The 17,068-nt window shown below is 55.4% G+C and carries 20 protein-coding genes, 1 tRNA gene and 1 riboswitch; of the genes, 13 read left to right on the top strand and 8 right to left on the bottom strand.

What is annotated here, in order from left to right; all coding sequences use genetic code 11:
• Nucleotides 1-11 precede the first annotated feature (11 nt).
• The 3 genes from thrB (at nucleotide 12) to J2Z49_RS03810 (ending at nucleotide 2,374) form a co-directional block, all read left to right on the top strand.
• Complete coding sequence (thrB, locus tag J2Z49_RS03820) at nucleotides 12-926, top strand: homoserine kinase (protein WP_307399980.1); 915 nt, start codon at nucleotides 12-14, stop codon at nucleotides 924-926.
• 27 nt (nucleotides 927-953) lie between these two features.
• Nucleotides 954-1,280 (top strand): hypothetical protein, encoded by a 327-nt coding sequence (locus tag J2Z49_RS03815; RefSeq protein ID WP_307399979.1) that lies wholly within the window; start codon nucleotides 954-956, stop codon nucleotides 1,278-1,280.
• Nucleotides 1,281-1,397: 117 nt separating this feature from the next.
• Nucleotides 1,398-1,559, top strand: a riboswitch (cyclic di-AMP (ydaO/yuaA leader).
• Nucleotides 1,559-2,374, top strand: a complete 816-nt coding sequence (locus J2Z49_RS03810; protein ID WP_307399977.1) for a LysM peptidoglycan-binding domain-containing protein — start codon at nucleotides 1,559-1,561, stop codon at nucleotides 2,372-2,374. Its footprint overlaps the riboswitch before it by 1 nt.
• Before the next feature lie 277 nt (nucleotides 2,375-2,651).
• On the opposite strand, the gene J2Z49_RS03805 is transcribed toward J2Z49_RS03810, so the two are convergent.
• The gene (locus J2Z49_RS03805; RefSeq protein ID WP_307399975.1) at nucleotides 2,652-4,385 is read right to left on the bottom strand and encodes an ABC1 kinase family protein; all 1,734 of its coding nucleotides are present in this window, start codon (nucleotides 4,383-4,385) and stop codon (nucleotides 2,652-2,654) included.
• A gap of 126 nt (nucleotides 4,386-4,511) precedes the next feature.
• Between J2Z49_RS03805 and J2Z49_RS03800 the strand changes: the two genes are divergently transcribed.
• Nucleotides 4,512-5,288 (top strand): 2-phosphosulfolactate phosphatase, encoded by a 777-nt coding sequence (locus J2Z49_RS03800; protein WP_307399973.1) that lies wholly within the window; start codon nucleotides 4,512-4,514, stop codon nucleotides 5,286-5,288.
• Nucleotides 5,289-5,462: 174 nt separating this feature from the next.
• A tRNA-Val gene (locus tag J2Z49_RS03795) sits at nucleotides 5,463-5,537 on the top strand.
• Nucleotides 5,538-5,621: 84 nt separating this feature from the next.
• Here J2Z49_RS03795 and J2Z49_RS03790 read toward each other — a convergent pair.
• Genes J2Z49_RS03790 through J2Z49_RS03780 form a run of 3 tightly spaced genes read right to left on the bottom strand, consistent with a single transcriptional unit; the run spans nucleotide 5,622 to nucleotide 6,329 of the window.
• Complete coding sequence (locus tag J2Z49_RS03790; RefSeq protein ID WP_307399971.1) at nucleotides 5,622-5,945, bottom strand: tyrosine-type recombinase/integrase; 324 nt, start codon at nucleotides 5,943-5,945, stop codon at nucleotides 5,622-5,624.
• Nucleotides 5,884-6,102 carry a site-specific integrase gene (locus J2Z49_RS03785; RefSeq protein ID WP_307399969.1) on the bottom strand — a complete coding sequence of 73 codons (219 nt, stop codon included), beginning with the start codon at nucleotides 6,100-6,102 and terminating at the stop codon, nucleotides 5,884-5,886. The genes J2Z49_RS03790 and J2Z49_RS03785 overlap by 62 nt, the downstream gene beginning before the upstream one ends.
• Nucleotides 6,103-6,110: 8 nt before the next feature.
• Nucleotides 6,111-6,329, bottom strand: a complete 219-nt coding sequence (locus J2Z49_RS03780) for a hypothetical protein (protein ID WP_307399967.1) — start codon at nucleotides 6,327-6,329, stop codon at nucleotides 6,111-6,113.
• A 19-nt stretch (nucleotides 6,330-6,348) separates the two neighbouring features.
• Between J2Z49_RS03780 and J2Z49_RS03775 the strand changes: the two genes are divergently transcribed.
• The 3 genes from J2Z49_RS03775 to J2Z49_RS03765 all read left to right on the top strand — a co-directional run bounded on the left by J2Z49_RS03775 (nucleotide 6,349) and on the right by J2Z49_RS03765 (nucleotide 7,249).
• Complete coding sequence (locus tag J2Z49_RS03775; RefSeq protein ID WP_307399966.1) at nucleotides 6,349-6,450, top strand: helix-turn-helix domain-containing protein; 102 nt, start codon at nucleotides 6,349-6,351, stop codon at nucleotides 6,448-6,450.
• 146 nt (nucleotides 6,451-6,596) lie between these two features.
• Nucleotides 6,597-6,812, top strand: coding sequence for a type II toxin-antitoxin system HicB family antitoxin (locus tag J2Z49_RS03770; RefSeq protein WP_307399964.1), 216 nt, complete (start codon nucleotides 6,597-6,599; stop codon nucleotides 6,810-6,812).
• 53 nt (nucleotides 6,813-6,865) lie between these two features.
• Nucleotides 6,866-7,249, top strand: coding sequence for a hypothetical protein (locus tag J2Z49_RS03765; protein WP_307399963.1), 384 nt, complete (start codon nucleotides 6,866-6,868; stop codon nucleotides 7,247-7,249).
• Between the two features lie 48 nt (nucleotides 7,250-7,297).
• On the opposite strand, the gene J2Z49_RS03760 is transcribed toward J2Z49_RS03765, so the two are convergent.
• Together J2Z49_RS03760 and J2Z49_RS03755 are read right to left on the bottom strand one after the other, a co-directional pair.
• Nucleotides 7,298-7,786 carry a flavin reductase family protein gene (locus J2Z49_RS03760; RefSeq protein WP_307399961.1) on the bottom strand — a complete coding sequence of 163 codons (489 nt, stop codon included), beginning with the start codon at nucleotides 7,784-7,786 and terminating at the stop codon, nucleotides 7,298-7,300.
• A 305-nt stretch (nucleotides 7,787-8,091) separates the two neighbouring features.
• On the bottom strand, nucleotides 8,092-9,219 hold the full coding sequence (locus J2Z49_RS03755; RefSeq protein WP_307399960.1) for a methyl-accepting chemotaxis protein: 1,128 nt from the start codon (nucleotides 9,217-9,219) through the stop codon (nucleotides 8,092-8,094).
• A 229-nt stretch (nucleotides 9,220-9,448) separates the two neighbouring features.
• Here J2Z49_RS03755 and J2Z49_RS03750 point away from each other — a divergent pair, with 229 nt between their 5' ends.
• Nucleotides 9,449-10,921 (top strand): S-layer homology domain-containing protein, encoded by a 1,473-nt coding sequence (locus tag J2Z49_RS03750; protein ID WP_307400075.1) that lies wholly within the window; start codon nucleotides 9,449-9,451, stop codon nucleotides 10,919-10,921.
• A gap of 129 nt (nucleotides 10,922-11,050) precedes the next feature.
• Here J2Z49_RS03750 and J2Z49_RS03745 read toward each other — a convergent pair whose 3' ends face one another.
• Nucleotides 11,051-11,566, bottom strand: a complete 516-nt coding sequence (locus tag J2Z49_RS03745) for a type II toxin-antitoxin system VapC family toxin (protein ID WP_307399958.1) — start codon at nucleotides 11,564-11,566, stop codon at nucleotides 11,051-11,053.
• Nucleotides 11,506-11,769 (bottom strand): AbrB/MazE/SpoVT family DNA-binding domain-containing protein, encoded by a 264-nt coding sequence (locus J2Z49_RS03740; RefSeq protein ID WP_307399956.1) that lies wholly within the window; start codon nucleotides 11,767-11,769, stop codon nucleotides 11,506-11,508. Before J2Z49_RS03740 ends, J2Z49_RS03745 begins: the two co-directional genes overlap by 61 nt.
• A 186-nt stretch (nucleotides 11,770-11,955) precedes the next feature.
• Between J2Z49_RS03740 and J2Z49_RS03735 the strand changes: the two genes are divergently transcribed.
• From J2Z49_RS03735 to J2Z49_RS03720, 4 genes are read left to right on the top strand one after another with little or no spacing between them, the layout of a single operon-like run.
• Nucleotides 11,956-12,558 carry a hypothetical protein gene (locus J2Z49_RS03735; RefSeq protein WP_307399954.1) on the top strand — a complete coding sequence of 201 codons (603 nt, stop codon included), beginning with the start codon at nucleotides 11,956-11,958 and terminating at the stop codon, nucleotides 12,556-12,558.
• 20 nt (nucleotides 12,559-12,578) lie between these two features.
• On the top strand, nucleotides 12,579-14,144 hold the full coding sequence (locus tag J2Z49_RS03730; protein ID WP_307399952.1) for an SIR2 family protein: 1,566 nt from the start codon (nucleotides 12,579-12,581) through the stop codon (nucleotides 14,142-14,144).
• The gene (locus tag J2Z49_RS03725; RefSeq protein ID WP_307399950.1) at nucleotides 14,128-14,781 is read left to right on the top strand and encodes a hypothetical protein; all 654 of its coding nucleotides are present in this window, start codon (nucleotides 14,128-14,130) and stop codon (nucleotides 14,779-14,781) included. The genes J2Z49_RS03730 and J2Z49_RS03725 overlap by 17 nt, the downstream gene beginning before the upstream one ends.
• A complete protein-coding gene (locus J2Z49_RS03720) occupies nucleotides 14,738-17,029 on the top strand; it encodes an AAA family ATPase (protein WP_307400073.1) in 2,292 nt (763 codons plus the stop codon). The genes J2Z49_RS03725 and J2Z49_RS03720 overlap by 44 nt, the downstream gene beginning before the upstream one ends.
• The last annotated feature ends 39 nt before the right edge of the window (nucleotides 17,030-17,068 follow it).

The following is a 17,068-nucleotide window of genomic DNA, read 5'->3' as shown; positions in this document are numbered from 1 at the left end:
AGGGTAGGAGAATGGTCCGCGTGCAGGTACCTGCCACCACGGCCAACCTGGGCCCCGGGTTTGACTGCCTGGGGATGGCCTTGAAGTTTTACAACATAGTAGAAATGGTACGCCTGCCCGGCGGCCTGGCTATTGAGGTGCACGGGGAGGGTGTCCAGGACATTGCCCGGGACGAAAGCAACGTGGTTTACCGGGCAGCCATGTATCTCTTCAAACAGGTGGGCTTTGATCCCGGGGGCCTGCGCATCCGTTTGATCAATCACATTCCGGTAGCCCGGGGACTGGGCAGCAGTGCCTCGGCCATTGTGGGCGGGCTGGTGGCGGCCAACATTCTTTCCGGAAACAAGCTTTCCTGCCGGGAGTTGCTCAACATGGCCTCGGAGCTCGAGGGTCATCCCGATAATGTGGCCCCGGCCCTTCTGGGCGGCATTGTTATTTCCACTACGGTGGAAGGAGAGATCCGCTATGTGAAAATTGATCCCCCTGCGGGTTTGAAGGTGGCGGTGGCCATACCCGATTTCCACCTGAGTACCAGGGCCGCCCGGGAGGTGTTGCCCCAGCACGTCAGCCTGGCGGATGCCGTTTTTAACCTGGGACGGGTGGCCCTGCTGGTGACCGCCCTGCAGCAGGGCAAACTGGACCTGCTGGCCACGGCCATGGAGGACAGGATCCACCAGCCATACCGTGCCTCCCTGGTACCCGGAATGAAAAAAGTGCTGGCGGCCGCCCGCCTGGCCGGAGCCCGGGGAGTTTGCTTAAGCGGTGCCGGACCGAGTTTAATTGCCCTGGCCGACAGCAATCTGGAGTTTATTGCCCGGGTGATGAAGGATACCTTCCGGGAAAACGGTATTATGGCCCGGGCCCTGGTTTTGGAGCCCAGCCCGGTGGGTGCCCGGGCCCTGGAAATTAAGACAAAACCTTCGTAACGTCCCTGTTCGAAGGGGGGAATTTCCTTGTCCGCATCTAAACGGCCCGGCTTCGAACAATTCCGCGATGCGTTGATAGCATTGATCAAAGAACACGTAAAACAGGAGGAGATCGACCCTTTTTCTCCCTGGTTGCATGTAGGCGACGAGAGTACCAGGGAGGCCATTTTGCACGCCTTTAAAAGCCGGATGGAGTCCACCTATGGCGTGGAACTGGTGGTAGAGCCCCATCTGGTTTCCCTGGACCGGCCCGTAGAAAGTATTGCCGTACAGTTGCACCATGTTTTTAACACCATCTTTCTGATGGAGCAGATTAACGCCAGGATCAGGGCAAGGCTGAAGAAAAGCAGGTAAAACAGCCGCAAGGGATAATTACCACCGTATCCTGTTCATGCCGGGGCACTGCCAACCTGGTATTATTTGTCACTTGGCATTTCTAGCGACAAGCCTGTATAATTACACTTGTAATAGAATTACCAGTGGCCGAATCCCCGGAAAGCCCGGGGTACGGGGGAATTTTTACCCGGAACGGGGTGAATCCGTGCGTTATTGAGGAGGTGAAAACAAGACGCGCGGTAGGGTACCCTCTACCCGAACCCATCAACTAACCCCGGAGGCCGGAGGAGGGAAAAATGAACAGGCTATTGCTTTACGCCCGTTACTTTCTGGCAGTTCTGGCGGCACTCGTGTTGCTACCCGTGGGTGCTGCTGCGGCGGCCACCCATACCGTCAGCCCCGGTGAATCCCTGTTCCTGATCAGCCGCGCCTACGGAACCACCGTGGATGCCCTGCGCCGGGCCAACGGTCTTTACACCGACCTGATTTACCCGGGGCAGCAACTTTACATTCCGGAAGGGAATGAAAAGAGAAGTCCGGTTACATATACCGTGCAGCCCGGGGATACCCTTTATCTGATTGGCCTGCGTTATGGCGTGAGCTTTCAGTCAATAAAAGCAGCCAACGGTCTTGGAAGTGACATGATCTACCCGGGACAGAAACTGATTATCCCCGCTGCGAATAGCTGGGGGACAAGCCCGGCGCCGGTAAGCCGGGGTGCCATCAGCTCCGGTCCCGTTAATTATAGCCGTTCCGACTTTGACCTTCTGGCACGGTTGATTACCGCTGAAGCCGATTCCGAATCCTACATCACCAAGGTTGCAGTAGGAGCAGTGGTATTGAACCGCGTAAAAAGCGGCATTTTCCCGAATACCATTCCCGGGGTCATTTACCAGGTGGACGAAACTGGATCTTACCAGTTTGAGCCCGTATTAAACGGCTGGATCAACCGTCCGGCCAGCGAGGAAGCCAGACGGGCCGCGCTGGATGCCCTCAACGGGGTTGACCCCACCAACGGCGCCCTTTACTTCTTTGAATCCTGGGTGCCGAACAGCTGGCTGCAATCACGTCCTGTTAGCCGGATCCTGGATAGTTTTACATTTACTTACTAGTTGAATACTTAGCTAAATGACAGATTTTGTAACTTCCATTTTCTATACAGAAACAGGCCCTGCCCGGAGCAGGGCTTATTTCTTTAAGCAAAAGTTAATAAATTTTTAACACAAATGCAGTAAGTTTTACACATTTGTGGGGTAAAATGATCAATATGACAAACCTGTGATGTGGAGGTGTTTTTATGCATAGATTTATCCTTTTTGTACTGCTTCTGGCCTTGATGGTCATCATGATCCCGGGCCTGCGTCCGCCGGGGATTTAAACCCATCAAAACTAAAATCTCCGGGAACGCAAAATGGAAAAGATCAGGGTCATGCCCAGCACTCCCCCGACAACAAAAGCGGCCTCTACTACAGGCAGACCCCAGAGAATGGTATAACCCCGCCCCAGCAGTAGAGAAGAACCCACGATCAAAGAACCCAGAAGGATACCCAGGACCAGGCGGTTAACCATGGCGTTGAGCTGGCCAAACATGCGGTCCAGGTCCGGGTTTACCGCTTTTATTTTTAATTCACCCCCTGCGGCCAGATCCAGCACCCTGTCCAGGCGGTGGGGCAGGTGGGTCAAAAGCTGGTGGTAGTCTTCCAGGTGCTCCAGCACCAGCCTTTTTATCCCCGGCAGGCTGAAACGGCGCGCCAGCAGGCGTTTGCCCATGGGCCGGGCAATCTCCACGATGCTTAATGCCGGATCCAGCTGCGCAACTAATCCTTCAGCGGTAACCAGGGACTTCACCAGCAGGGTGAACTGGGTGGGAACGCGGATACGGTATTTGAAGGCCACCGCCATTACATCCCCTAAAGATTCGGCCAGGCTAATCCGGCTCAAGGGGATTTCATAATATTTTTCCCTCAGGGCGTCAATATCCCGGTGCAGGGCGGCCCGGTCCACATGGGGCGGCACCACGCCCAGGTCTTCCACCGCCCGTACCACCTGGGAAGTGCTGCGCCGGACCAATCCCAAAACCAGAGCGCCGATTTTTTCCCGCATCTCTTCATGCAGGCGCCCCACAATGCCAAAGTCCATAAAGGCCACCCTCCCGCCGGGCAGGGCGGCCAGGTTGCCCGGGTGGGGGTCGCCGTGGAAAAAACCGTGCAGCAGGATCTGTCGCAGCAGGGCGCCGGCGAGGTGCCGGGCCACCACCCGCCGGTCAATGCCCCGGCGGGCCAGCTCTTCCGGGTTGGTCAGTTTCACTCCCTCTACGTATTCCATGGTCAGCACCTTGCTGGTGGTGTATTCCCAGTACACCCCCGGGAAATACACCGTGTTGTCGCCGGCAAAATGCTGGCGAAAGGTATCGGCATGGCGCCCTTCCACAGTGAAATCCATCTCTTCCCGCAGGATCTTTTCAAACTCCTCCACCATTTCCTCGAAGCGGTAAAGCTCCCGCCAGGGTCCGTGCCTGTCCACCAGCCGGGCCACATCATGGAGGATTTCTATATCTGTGGAGAGAATTTTTTCCGTGCCCGGTCGCTGGACCTTGACCACCACCGGCCTGCCGTCCCGCAGGTTTGCCCGGTGGACCTGGCCGATGGAAGCGGCGGCCAGGGGGGTAGCTTCGAAATGGGCGAAGATTTCCTCCAGGGGCAGCCCCAGCTCCATTTGAATGCGTTCCCGCACCTGGGCAAAGGGGAAAGGGGGCACCCGGTCCTGGAGCTTTTCCAGCTCGGCAATATATTCCGGGGCCAGCAGATCGGAGCGGGTGGAAAGCACCTGTCCCATCTTGATAAAAGTTGGGCCCAGTTCCTCCAGGGCCAGGCGCAGCCTTTCGGGCGGGGAAGGCCGTTCCACCACGGGGGCCTGGCGTGCCGGTTTGTGCCGGCGGCCAGGGCCCAGGAACTCGCCAAGACCCAACTGGTGTGCCAGGTACCCGAAACCGTGGCGCACCAGGACGTTGGCAATTTCCCGGTAGCGGGCAAAATGCTTGTATCTCTTGCGCAGGTGAAGTTGCATGAACCATCCTCCCCGGGCCGCCGGCAGGCGCCGCTGGTTATTACTTATTTTTTCCACAACCGTCTTTTAAAATCCTTTTGGAATGTAGCATACCCACCGGGAAATTCCGCGTAGAAGGAAGGTACACCAATTCCCCCGCCCCGGGAAGCCATTTCCTGATAAACTAATGGAGGGTTTTCAGTCATGCGCATCGACCTTCTTCCCACCGCTGAAAGTATAGTCCCGGCCGAACTGGCCGGGCGTACCGCGGTGGTTTTTGATGTGTTGCGGGCCACAAGCACCATTGTCACTGCCCTGGCCCACGGCTGCCGGAGGGTGGTTCCGGTGGTAGACGCGGCCGGAGCTATAGAGCTGGCGGGCAGGCTGGCCGGGGAAAACATACCGGTACTGCTGGCAGGTGAGCGGGGCGGTCAAATAATCCCCGGCTTTCCTCACGGCAACTCTCCCCTGGAATACCCGCCGGAAGTGGTGGGCGGTAAAGTGCTGGTCCTTACCACCAGCAACGGCACCCGGGCCCTGAACGGCGCGGCAAAAGGGGCCCACACCGTGCTGGTGGGAAGCCTGCTCAATGCCCGAACCGTGGCCCAAAAGGCCTGCCGCCTGGGCAGGGATATAACCATGGTTTGCGCGGGCACGCAGGGCAAGTTTTCCCTGGAGGATACCCTGGCGGCGGGAATGGTGGTGCTGGAGATTGTGGAGATGCTGGCCCCGGGCTGGCTTTCTTCAAACCACCGGCCTCCTTCCTCCCTGGACCTCACTGACTTCGCCGTAGCCGCCCTGCACCTGGCCCGAACCTACCGGGACAACCCCCGCCGGGCTTTTGACCACTCCCGCCACGGGCGCAGGCTTTTAAACATGGGGCTGGCGGCTGATCTGGACTGGTGCGCTTCCCTGAACATATACCGGGTGGTGCCGGTGGTAAAAAAGGAAAGTGGCTGCCTGATTATCGAAAAGTGTTAAAAAATAGCCATATACGGTTGCTTCCGGAGCAACAAGGCCGGGAAAATAAACGCTGCAGTTTTTAAGCTTTGGAGGGTGTAACGAAAAAACAGGTGACCCCCTCTTGCGTTTGGCCGGCAAATATGCTAAAATAACACATGCAAGCGGGTTGGCCCCGCGGTAAAACTACAAGACGGGCGCGTAGCTCAGTGGGAGAGCGCTTGACTCACATTCAAGAGGTCGCTGGTTCGAAACCAGCCGTGCCCACCAGGAAAATCAAGGCCTCCGGGGTTTGGAAAAAGTTCCCGGAGGCCAAATTTACTGCAATCTTACTGCAATGAAAATTAACCCGGCTTAACCGGATTGTTTTTTTCTTTGGGAGAGGATATCGTTAATCTTGTTTGCAGCTTTCTTTTTCAGCTTTTCGGTGACTTTGGTGTAAATATCGGCGGTTGTGCTCAAGCGGGTATGCCGGAGGATTTCCTGCACCGTTTTCATTTCTTCGCCAGCCTCAAGAAGCAGGGTCGCAAAGGTGTGGCGGAGGGTGTGGAAACTCACGTCCGGGACACCCGCTTTTTTCAAAAGCCGCTTGTACCGCCGGTAAAAGTTTTTCGGGTCAAGCTGCCTGCCGTCCTGGCGTACAGAAAACCAGGTCGTTGTTGTGGTATTTCGGGCCAAAGAAAAGCCGTTCCTTGTTTTGCCTCTTCTTGTGCTCCCGCAGCTCACGCAAAACATTCTCCGAGATTGGAACACTGGCCTTGCTTTTCTCCGTCTTTGGTTCCTCGTATACCAGTTTTGTCTTTGTCGGGCCGTTCTCGTTTCTTACCCTGGCCACCGTTGGGGTTATGTAAGGGGGCGGCCGTTAAGCCGCCCGGCCGGTATCAGTTGCCAGGGTAAGCTGATGTTTACGCCGTACCGCCGGCCATTGCCGCCCGTGATGGCCTCCAGGTTGCCCCGGAGCTTGCCGCCCAGCCTGTCCAGCACTGGAGCTACCACCGCCGCATGACCGGCGGCCAGGTAACCCAGCTTCGCGCATCCCTTACCGAACCACGAAAGGGCCAAAGGAGTAACCTTTGAGGTTATGGAAAAGATCTGTGCCGCGCTCAACTGCCAGCCAGGGGATCTGTTTGAGTGCATCCCGGATAACAAAGCGGAAAATAATGTCGGTACCAGCCAGGGATAAGAATCCAAAATTGAATCCAGGAAGGTTGTTGAAAGCAATGGGATGAAGGTGAGGGATATTCTCCGGCTGCTCCAGGAAGATGGTTGGTACTTAGGGCAGTATATTAAAGCAAGCAAAACTAAAAACCAGGAAGGGGGATAAGTAACGTGAAATACCTTGCCGTGGTTGAACAGGGTCCGGAAAATTATTCGGCCTACCTGCCTGACGTGCCGGGCTGCGTCGCCACTGGGAAAACCGTGGAGGAAACTTTGCGCCTGCTGGCCGAAGCATTAGAACTGCATTTGAAGGGGCTTAAAGAGGATGGCCTGCCGTTGCCGCTGCCATCTTCGGTGGCAGAGTATATCGAATTGCCGCCGCGTTAGGTGGCCGGGTAAGGTAAAGAAGTTGTGGTCCGGTAATTGCCGGGCCTTTTGCTTTGGCTGGACTACAGAAGGCAAACATCAAGCAACCCGCCGGACTACCGGGTAAAGCCGGGCAGCCAGACGGCTCCGACACGTCTGTCCGTCTCTTCTGGCTCGGCGTAGGTTTCGCCGTCCTGGGGATTATTCTGATCCTCACCGGCGCTTCCGCGGACGCCGGGCTGAAGTTCGCGGTGGCCGTAGGAACGCTGGCCCTGGTGGTCAGGCTCTTCTCCCGGCACGGCTTCGCAGCCCTCATGCTCCCCTCCGGGAAGGCGAACTCCCCCTGGTTATCGGCGTGGACGTCTTCGGCAGACCTCTATCCCTTCCAGAGAAAATCCCGGTTTAACTGGACCTTTCAGAAGCCCCCTCAAAAAAGGAAGACATGCGGTAATATGTAGAAAAAGAAGAAGGTAAGAACGGCAATGAGAAATATTCCCAGCACCGGATCAACGGAATCTCATGGGTTTTCCCCGGTACATGATCAGGGGCTGGATTTCTTCCGCCGCTACGTCGGCCGCCACCACTTCACCGATGAAGAGGGTATGGTCGCCAGCAGTATGCTGGGACACCACCCGGCATTCCAGGTTGGCCACACAGCCGGCTAGGCGGGGAACCTTGATTATTTTTGCTGGCTCCGTTTTTAAATTGAGATGGGCAATCTTATCAACGTCCCTACCCGAACGGGAGCCGCAGAAGGTGGATATCTCCTGTTGTTCGGCGTTCAGAACGCTGACCATAAACTCGCCCGTCCGGATAATCATGTCATGGGTAAACCGTCCCGGGGCAATGGAAACCATCACCAGCAGGGGATCATGGGAAACCTGGGAGATCCAGGCCACGGTCATTACGTTATGTTTACCATTTTCCTTTGCCCCCACCAGACATACGGGCCAGACCAGACTGCGCACGGCAGCAGTCAGGGATTCACTGTCCACATTACCTCACCTCCCAGAATAGTATTCGTAAAAAATGATACAATCCCTTCCTGTAATACCAGTACACTCGGATAAATAAGTTAACAACTGGTATCTGACTTTCCGGTAACTTTATTATTTCTGAAACCGGTTGCATAAATCCAGGTTCAAAGATTACACCCGGCCGGCGACCGGCGCATAATCTATGGCTGAAAGTATGAAATCTCACCGGGGAGGGTGGGAAAACCCGTTGGAAGCAGAGCTTCCGCTGGAGAAGCCTCCGGGCTTGTCCTGGAGGAGGTTCGCTATATTCCGGATGTGAGCCGCTAGCTAAACTTCCAGATTTCCGCCACGGCCTTTAACTTATCAGCCAGAGTGTTCAGTTCGTTGGTAATAGCGGCCGTTTCCTGGCAGCTGGCGGCAGCCTGTTCGGCGACGGCCGCAATGGCCTCCACCCCGCCCACCATCTGCTCCGTGCTGGCCGCCTGTTCCTGGGCGGCGGAGGCCAGTTCTTCGATGCTTTCCAAGGTGCGCCCGATCTGAGAAATAATATTCCGGAATGCCTCCTGCACTTCCCCGGTGAGCTGCAATCCCTGTTGCACTGCCGCTACACTTTCTCCGGTAGCTCCCTGGATGCTGGCTACCAGCTGGGTAATCTCCCGGGTGGACCGGGCGGAATTTTCCGCCAGCTCCCGTACTTCCTGGGCCACTACCGCAAACCCCCGCCCGTGTTCTCCGGCCCGGGCCGCTTCAATAGCTGCGTTCAGGGCCAGCAGGTTGGTCTGCGCGGCGATATCCTCGATCAACTGGACGAACTGACCGATGCGGGCGGAACTCTCATCCAACGTTTGGATTTTTTCATGGATCAGGCTCATCCCACTGATTACTCTGTCCACCGCTTCACCCCCCTGCCGGGCGGTCAGGTCGGTTTCCCGAGCGATGGCCGCCGTTTCCCGCGCCTTTTCCGCCGACTGCCTGGCCGAGCGGGCCAGATCTTCAATTCCCTGGAGGAGTTTTTGCACCTGCCCGGCCTGTTCCTGGCTGCCGGTGCTGATTTGTTCCGTACCGGAGATGATCTGGGCGGTGGAAGTGGTCAACTGCTCGGAATAATCCCGTACCAGCCCGAACCACTTATGTACACCTTTCAATATTTTGCGGATATTTGTCACCAACCGGTTAATTTCCCCCCAGCCGAAGTTGCGTTCCTCAATGCGGTCGGTGAGATCCCCGGCAATGGCCTTATCCGTTTTGGCGATGACCATGTTCACTGTGGCCTGCAAGGAAGAATAGGAGAGAACCGCCAGGACTCCGGCCAGCAATACACCGGTTGCCGCCCCGGCCAGGGTGGCGGGTCCGTTGCCGTGGGTCAACCACCCGACCAGAAGAGTAACGGCCACAGCCAGCAGGGCCAGAACGGAGGTCAGTAATGTTAGTTGGCAGCGCAATTTACTCACTGTCATCCCCCCACCTGTTCGTACAGGAATATTCTTTATAAAACTTTTCGGAACATTCCTGGCATTCTTAACAAAGGGGAAAAATCGTTATCAAAAAACTATGAGGGGCTTTTGCTTTACTTGAAAAAACCTTGATTTTAAAGTTCAGTAAAATTGCTTCCAGCTTTCTGGAGATGGCCAAACTTTCCAAAATTTTTCTTGCCTTTTTTATTTAACCGGTGATAAAGTGATGTTAGAGATCCTGGGTGTCGGAGAACTGGATAAGAGCGGGATAAACAAAGTAGTTTATCAGAAAATCTATAACCAAGTCTACAACACCGTCTACTACGTCTACCAGTTCGTCTACCACTGGGTTTACCAGTCAGGTCAACTGGATGTAAATAATGATTATACCCTGCATATCTGCAGCAACGGTACCCCGCTTGCTTCCATCACCCTGGACCTGGAGGCGCCACCACCTGAGCCGAGCAGCAGTAGTAGCAGCAGTGGCGGCGGCGGTGGAGCGCCTGCTCCTTCAACGGGTGAATCTACCGACACCGGCACGGTGACGGCCACTGCCGACGGGAAGGCCACCCTGACCGTGGACGACAAGAAGGTGGAGTCCCTGGCGGCCGATCCCAAGGTTACCGAGGTTGTGTTTGCCATCCCCGCGGATAAGGCCGTCCAGCAGGGTACGGTGGCCGTGACGGCGGACACCCTGGCGAAGGTCTTTGAGGCCGGCAAGCCGGCGGTGGTTAAAGTGGCCGGCGTCCAGCTCACCCTGCCCCCGGGAGCCATCGACCTGTCGGTCTTCAAGGGCCAGGGCGTGACCCTGAATGTCAGCATCGGCAAGGCCCAGGCCGCGGCACCGGGAGATGCCGCGTATAAGGTGGCCGGTAACGCCTACGAGATCGCCATCCGGGCCGAGGCCGGCGGCGCCGACAAGGGCGGCATCAGCATCCTGGCGAAGCCCGTCACCCTGACCCTGCCTTACGATCCGGCCAGGCTGGCCGGCGTGCCGGAGGACTACCTGGGTATCTACCGTCTGACCGGCGGCACCTGGGAGTACGTGGGCGGTAAGGTTGACCGGGCGGCGCATGCTGTGTCCGTCACCCGTACGTCCCTGTCCACCTACGCCGTGATGGCCTACGACAAGAACTTCAGCGACATGGCCGGCCACTGGGCGGTCAACGACGTGAAGCTGATGGCGGCCAGGCACATTGCAGGCGGCGTAACCGAAACTACCTTTGCGCCCAACGCCAGCGTCACCCGGGCCGAGTTTGCCGCCTTCCTGCTGCGGGCCATGAGCGTACCTGAGCAGAAGGCCGCCGGCAGCAGGTTCAAGGATGTGGCGGCCGGCGCCTGGTATGCGGGGGCGGTGGAAACCGCCGCGGCGCAGGGCCTGGTGGGCGGCTATCCCGACGGCACCTTCAAGCCCAACGCGCCGATTACCCGTGAAGAGCTGGCGGCCATGATCACGCGCGCCCTGGCTAAGAGCGGTAAGGATACCGCTTTGAGCGAGGCCGGTGTGCAGGCCCAGCTCGGACGTTTCGCCGACGCCGGCAAGATCGGTCCGTGGGCCAGACAGGCCATGGCCGTGGCCATCAAGGAGGGCATTGTCAACGGCCGCCTGGCCGACCAGTGCGTGCCGAAAGCCAATGCCACCCGGGCCGAGGCGGTGGTCATGGTCAAGCGCTTCCTGACCGCCACCGGCAGGCTGTAAAAAGCAGACAGCAGGAAAGACCCCCGTTGCCTATACGGCAGCGGGGGTTTTTTAACGTGCGTCTGGTGGCGAAAGTCCATTACAGGCGAGGCAGCACCAGACGGCTCTTCAAGCAACGCCCGGTGTTCATTAGTTTTGTGGTGGTAAAAAATCTGAAAGGTAGATTACTTGTAAACCCGGGAACCCTTTGCCAATAGAGCGGTCGTTAGTAAGAAAGGCCTTTGCGCCTGCTTCGATGGCCGTCGCTATGTGCAGGGCGTCCGGTGTTTTTAAACCCCATTTACCGCGGATCCCGGCGGCCCGGAGGGCGACCTCTTCTGTTACCGGCAAAAGTTTTAAATTAGGAAAATTTTTCAATAGCAGATAATAATGCTGCGCAACGTGTTCTTCGCCCAGCTTTTGGGGGAGGGTTAGCAGTTCGGTAAGCATCAGCACACTGGAAACACCTTGAAAATCGCCTTTTTCCAGGGCATGAAAGATAGCCGCAAGAACCGTATGGCAGGCGGGGAACTCCTCTTTCTGAAGGTAATAGATGAAAATATTTGTGTCTATAGCAACCAGTCCAAAATTGACGAGCGTTTTTGCTAGCTCTCCCATGTTTCTCGCTCCGTTTTCTGGTAAATAAGCGGGTCTATTCCTTTCCATAAATGTCCGTACAGGCCGGCCAGGGCTTCCGCAAAACTCCGGGGCTTGCGGATCATGGTCACTTTGCCGCCCGGCCAGACTGCGATCAGCAGTTCGTCTCCCTCTTTAACCGCTAAGGCCCGCCTGACTTCAGCGGGCAAAACCATCTGCCCCCTTCGTCCCAGCCGCACAGTGGCTGTCAGCTGCGCGTTATTGTCATTCATACGTCCCACCTCATCATGCAAATATTTAATAATATCAGTCACATTATAACCATCGCCGGATGAAAAAGCAAGGTAGTATTTCTATAATTTTTTAATCAGGAAGTTAATTCAGAAATAAGCAGGAGAATTGCTCCTGGTGGCGAATAAAGTCCTAGATTAACTGGAAGGGCAAGGAAAATGTCGAAAATGCGCGTACCAGTAAAACCGCCTGCAGATCCATCTCTTAAATCACAACCCGTTCTTAACCTGAACCTGCGCCCTTTTTTCCTGGCGGGCCTGTGGTTCATTCTCTTTACCTCTCCCTTCATGCGGGGGCTGTTTTTTGCTCCCGAGTTGCTCACGTACCACATTATCACCGCGGCTGCCTTCGCCTTCTGCGTCTACGACCAGGTACTGCGGCAGGAAGTGCATTACCCCCGCACGCCGCTGGATCTGTCCATCCTGGCCCTGGTGGCCGCCTGCGCCCTTTCCCTGATCACCGCCGTGCACATGCGCTCCGCCATAGGGGAGCTTTTGAAAGCCGCGACGTACTTCATGGTCTACTGGATGGCCCTGCGGGCGGTGCGGGGGGAAAAGGACCTGGACCGCCTGCTGAATGTGCTTTATGCCGCAGGAATTAGTGTGGCCGCCGTCGGCCTGCTGGCCGCCGCCCGGGTGTTCAACTTCCCCGGCGCCTACGAGTACGGCGTGATCATGTCCACCCTGCAGTACAAGAACGCCCTGGCCGTCTACCTGGCTTCCGTGATGGTGGGACCAGGCGGAGATGCGAGCTTGTCCGTGAGATTCTGAAAATCCCTGAATTTGCAAACGTGGAGCCAGCAGATGCTCATTACTACCTGGCCTTTCTTGCACGTGAAGGGCTTATCGATGAAGTGATCACCACGAATTACGACACCTGTATCGAAGAAGCTTACTGCAATACTTTTGGGTTCAATAAAGTTCCGGGAGGAGACGATTCCCCCGTGGTGGTCATAAGAGACCTGTCCGAATACCGGTCCAGCGGCGGCAAGAGGTTTACAGAGGGGAAGGACAAGCGTCGGTGCCTCAAAGTATATAAGATTAACGGGTGCGCAAACATGCTGCGCACGAAGTGTGGAAAAAATTGTGGAAAAAATAATGAATGTCAAGAATACTGCAACAATATTCTCCTGACGGAAAAAGATTTGCAGGACTGGGGCAAAAGGAGCTGGGCCCGGGATCTTTTCCGCGACCGTCTGCGTTCGCGTGCCCTGCTGTTTTCCGGTTTCGGCAGTGATGAGCCGCAGGTGCGCCATACGGCCCTGCAGGTGTGTGAGGAATTTGCTTCGGAAGAACGCAACACCGCAACAAACCGTTCGCGTGACTTTGATGAAAAAGAAATATGGGAAAATCCCAATGCGCCTTTTATTGTTGCATATGAGAATACCCTTTCTTTCAGCCAGACCCAAATAATGCGGGCCTATGCCTCTTATGAAGGTGTTTCGTTAAGCCCTGAGGAAACAAACTCAAATGTGTTTCTCGGTTCCGACGTGCATTTTTTTGATGCCGGAGGCTCGTCAGGTGAGCAGCAGCTGCCGGCCAACCTATTCTGGAAGCGCCTTTTCCAGGCCGCCTTCTGGCGGCTCTTGCGCAGGGCCTGCGGGCGCGAGAGTGCCGTTGTGTCCTTTTTCCTGCCGGTGTTGCCCTGTGCTTTTGCATTATTAAACGAAGCCCTTGATTGGTTTATTTACCGGAACGGAGAGGAGTGTATTTTCGGTCGCCTTTCAGAAATGCTCGATCTGGCGGAAGACAGGGGAGGGGTGATTCCCCTGGCCCGGTGGGTAGAGCGTGTGCGCACAATCCGGCCTGAAATTGCTCGCGGCTTGTATCACCCCCTGGTGGACCGCCCTGTGCTTATCCCGGCTGTCCTCCTGTTAGTCTATTTATTAATTGGTAATAATCATGGAAAATCTGATATATCTTGGGAGAAATTGAGGGCGAAGATAAATGCCGACGATAGTCCTCTGGGGCTTTCCATAGACGGGCGCTTCGTGCTTGGTGATACTGGGGTCAGGTTGTACATAGCCCACCGCAATGTTGCAGAGCAGTTGCCGCAAAAGGTTTCGTTCAGCGGAAACGAGGAAGTAACTGTGGTCATCCAGATAGTGGTCGGTTCCTGGCGTGCTAGAACGAGCAGGGTAAATTTAGTTGACGGGAAGGGCAATAAAGTCAGGGTGGTTACGGTTCGCCAGATTTCGATTCTTGATCTCTTCGGGCATGCGACAAGTGTTCCGGAGGCCATTAAGAGGTTCTACGAGAGGCTCCGTACAACTTTTCTTTTAATCGATCCCGGACGGGCCAGGGTGCGCCACCGTTCAAATCCATTGCGTTCCGGGGGTGATGATGATGGAAGATAAGAGTTTCGATCTGAATGCATGGGTTCTCGATGTCGACCTGGAATCGCTAATGAATTATACAGAATGTAAGGATTCCGGCCTGGGCATTCATAACATCTACCTCTCAGATGTTGCGCTGGCAGTACATGTTTCCTGCAGGAACGGTTTTTCTGGGAGCGGCAACATAAAGGAGCACCTGGGACGGCTCCTGCGCTTTTTGTCCGGGTGTGCCGGGGAAGTGGGCTTCGTGGTTCCTGTACTATGTGTGATCGATGCTCGCGATGGAAAAACGGCCAATGAAAAAACGGTATTTGAACAATGGGCTGCCGACCAGGACTGGCATCGCGGCGACTTTTCTATTATCGTTATAAAAAGCGATCAAAATCAGGTTCCGGAAGATATTATCCGGAAAATGCTGGGCGGTGTGGCGACGGCGTGGCCATCAATTGAACTGGAGCCCCACGACCTTGATGCTATTATCAACAGTTTTGAAAGTGAACGGCGGTCACGGCAGGTGTCGGATAATTACGCGAGTCTTTTGGCCGCCATGGCAGTGGCTTTGCGTGAGGAAAGCGGTGCCCCCATTAGCAAGTGGCTGGATGAGCGGATAAGTGATGTGCGGCGGATTATGGCGGGGAGTGATATTAATGGATCATAGACATGTATTTCGCGTAAAATCGCCGAAAATTTGCCGGTTCAGGGGGTTTGTGAACAGCGATCCGGTCACACTTGATACCGATGCCGATGTTGTACTGCTCGCAGGCCCTAATGGATTCGGCAAGACCAGCCTCATTGATGCGCTCTGCCTGTTGTTGAACGGCCATTATTACGAAGAAAGACGTCCGCTGGTTTCCTGCACGGCTGCCGGCGGCAACGGCCTTAATTATGCTCAAATAGAGGCTATAGTAGAATGCAACGGTTCTGAAAACGATAGGAGGAGGTTGGTTACTGTTCGCGACAACCAGAAGGGTCATCCCGATGTTTCTCTTCCAGACATCTTTTGTCCCGGCACTATTTCTCGAGAACTGGCTGCCCGCTGCAGCTTTTATTACCAGGACCTCTTGAGCAAGCTGTTTGAAGAGGAAGATGCGCAGGTTCGCCTGCTGGAATTTCTCAGGCCCCTGCCGGAACCGGAAACAGTGGTTCTTGATGCTGTAAAAAGAGCACGGGGGCAGTGGAAAGATATGGTATCAAGTGTACTGGGCAACCTGGCCAGTGAAGAGGGCTTGCCGGACGAAAGTACGATCAACGAGAAGAGAAAGCGGGCTGCGGCTGCTTTCAGGGACGCCTGGAATGAGCTGGTAGATATAGCGGGTGCGGAAGGGGATATCAAACTACCTGGAAGGTCCGGGGACTGGCTGTTTCTGATTAATTCGGACAACCTGCGCTCCGGATGGGCAGGCGAACTCAGAAACCTGGCGGCGGACTGTTTAACCCTGCTTTTGCCTGATCGGAAGCAGCCCGCCCCGGACGAGAAACCGCCTGGTTCCTTGCGTCTCATTGAAGAATCACTTTTTGAGCTGCGGCGCAAAGTAATAGACCGAATAAGCGGAGCCGAAGAGAAGCTTCGCTCATTACTAGAGGACCTTACCGATGATACCGTGCTTCTGCCGCCTCACGCCTGGCCGGCAGAAGAAAAGGATATAGCTGCGGCGTTGGAAAAGGCCACTGAGTTGGAAGCTCAGGTTTCGCTTCTTGAAAATTTGGAGCGTCACTTTGGCAACCCCGGTGGCCCCGATCTGCTGGCAATTTTGGTCGCGCTGCGGGACAGGGGTGGAGATTTGCTTAAAGTGCCGGATGCCGCCCCTGATTTCGGCCCTCCTCCCCCCGTCATCGCATGGCTGCGTGAGGCCGTATCGCATGATCTGGCCGGGTTGGCGGATCAACTCGAGAAATGGCAGGCGCATGTTAAAGAAAGACGTATTGAGCTTCTGGAGCAACTGCTTGGTACGCAAAAAACGATCCACAACAGAAAGGTGTTTCTGGAAAAGTGCAAGCAGATTTACGGATTGATGCAGCAGGTTTTGCAGTTCAATCCTCATTTTAAAGTTTTAACAGATGCCGGTTCATCGATTTATCTCCCGGAGTTGAAAAAACTCCTGGGGAGTACAGGAGCGAAAGACCATCTTTTCATGGCCATTGAGCGCGTACGGGCAGCAGTATCGCAGTGGATACAGGTAGAGGAACTCGACGAAAAAAGGAAAGTCGCTCTACAGCGAAGGGCCGGTTACATGCAGGTCAGGGAGATGATAGATTCAATTACCGGAGCCCTGGAGCGGGAAGCCGGAAAAAATTCGGTGTTGAACTCGGCAATTCTCCCACCGGATGACGTAATCAGGGACCTGCAGCACATGGTAAACGGGGTTCTGAATCGTTTTCGCCTCGTGGACGGTATTTATCCCGTTCGCTTTGAAGCCAGGCGGGACAAGAGGGGGAAGGCAGGGTCATCCTTACAGGTTTACGCGGCGGACGACCGTCCGCTGAGCGCCTTGTCTACGGGCCAGAAGGCTCAATTGGGCCTGGCGATGATCCTTGGCCTCAATTATTCCCTCAACAGGTATATTGGTCATAACATTATAGCCCTGGATGACGTAACCACTGCTTTTGACATGGCGCAGTTGCCGCGGACTGCCGCGCTCATCAGGCAGATTGCGTATGCGAGCGATGAGGAGTTTGGTCGGCAGGTCTTTATCGTCAGCCACCACGAAGATCTCACCAACCGCCTCCTTGACTTCCTTATTCCCCCTGAGGGTAGGAAGATGCGAATTTTGAACTTTGTAAATTGGACTCCAAATAACGGACCGGTGATTGAGCAAAGGGAAGTCATTCCGGGTTTGAAAGCTTCCACGGATAATAGGAAGAAGTTTGTGGATACCCTCAAATCCATTTGTCTGGCGGGTTATTAGTAAGGGTGAGACCGTATATACCTTAATGAAGAGCACCCC

Origin of the sequence: Desulfofundulus luciae, from assembly GCF_030813795.1 — a bacterium.
GTDB lineage: Bacteria > Bacillota > Desulfotomaculia > Desulfotomaculales > Desulfovirgulaceae > Desulfofundulus > Desulfofundulus luciae.
The sequence above is the reverse complement of the archived record's forward strand: the minus strand, read 5'-3'. Positions and strand labels throughout refer to the sequence as shown.

Excerpts from the sequence above, each read along its gene's own strand:
- thrB (WP_307399980.1), top strand. The coding sequence starts at position 12 with ATGGTCCGCGTGCAGGTACCTGCCACCACGGCCAACCTGGGCCCCGGG.
- J2Z49_RS03810 (WP_307399977.1), top strand. The coding sequence starts at position 1,559 with ATGAACAGGCTATTGCTTTACGCCCGTTACTTTCTGGCAGTTCTGGCG.
- J2Z49_RS03800 (WP_307399973.1), top strand. The coding sequence starts at position 4,512 with ATGCGCATCGACCTTCTTCCCACCGCTGAAAGTATAGTCCCGGCCGAA.
- J2Z49_RS03775 (WP_307399966.1), top strand. The coding sequence starts at position 6,349 with ATGGAAAAGATCTGTGCCGCGCTCAACTGCCAGCCAGGGGATCTGTTT.
- J2Z49_RS03750 (WP_307400075.1), top strand. The coding sequence starts at position 9,449 with ATGTTAGAGATCCTGGGTGTCGGAGAACTGGATAAGAGCGGGATAAAC.
- J2Z49_RS03745 (WP_307399958.1), bottom strand. The coding sequence starts at position 11,566 with ATGGAAAGGAATAGACCCGCTTATTTACCAGAAAACGGAGCGAGAAAC.
- J2Z49_RS03740 (WP_307399956.1), bottom strand. The coding sequence starts at position 11,769 with ATGAATGACAATAACGCGCAGCTGACAGCCACTGTGCGGCTGGGACGA.
- J2Z49_RS03735 (WP_307399954.1), top strand. The coding sequence starts at position 11,956 with ATGCGCGTACCAGTAAAACCGCCTGCAGATCCATCTCTTAAATCACAA.
- J2Z49_RS03725 (WP_307399950.1), top strand. The coding sequence starts at position 14,128 with ATGATGATGGAAGATAAGAGTTTCGATCTGAATGCATGGGTTCTCGAT.
- J2Z49_RS03720 (WP_307400073.1), top strand. The coding sequence starts at position 14,738 with ATGTGCGGCGGATTATGGCGGGGAGTGATATTAATGGATCATAGACAT.